Here is a 348-nt window from a genome sequence, read left to right as displayed (position 1 = left end):
ACCTGCTGCCGGTGCCGATGATGAACATCATCAACGGCGGCGCACACGCCGACAACCCGATCGACATCCAGGAGTTCATGGTCATGCCGGTCGGCGCGGAGAGCGCCGCCGAGGCGATCCGCATGGGCTCGGAGATCTTCCAGGCGCTCAAGAAGAAGCTCAAGGACGCCGGCCACAACACCAACGTCGGCGACGAGGGCGGCTTCGCCCCCAACCTCGCCTCGACCGAGGACGCGCTGGGCTTCGTCATGAAGGCGATCGAGGCCGCCGGCTACAAGCCGGGTGACGACGTCATGCTGGCCATCGACGCCGCCTCGACCGAGTTCTTCAAGAACGGCAAGTACGAGC

General features: G+C 65.5%; 1 pseudogene. It reads left to right on the top strand.

Annotated features, from left to right (window positions below):
• Positions 1-348, top strand: a pseudogene (gene eno, locus JJL56_RS33105) (phosphopyruvate hydratase); the annotation flags it as partial.

The organism is Azospirillum aestuarii, from assembly GCF_016632405.1.
GTDB lineage: Bacteria > Pseudomonadota > Alphaproteobacteria > Azospirillales > Azospirillaceae > Azospirillum > Azospirillum aestuarii.
The sequence above is the reverse complement of the archived record's forward strand: the minus strand, read 5'-3'. Positions and strand labels throughout refer to the sequence as shown.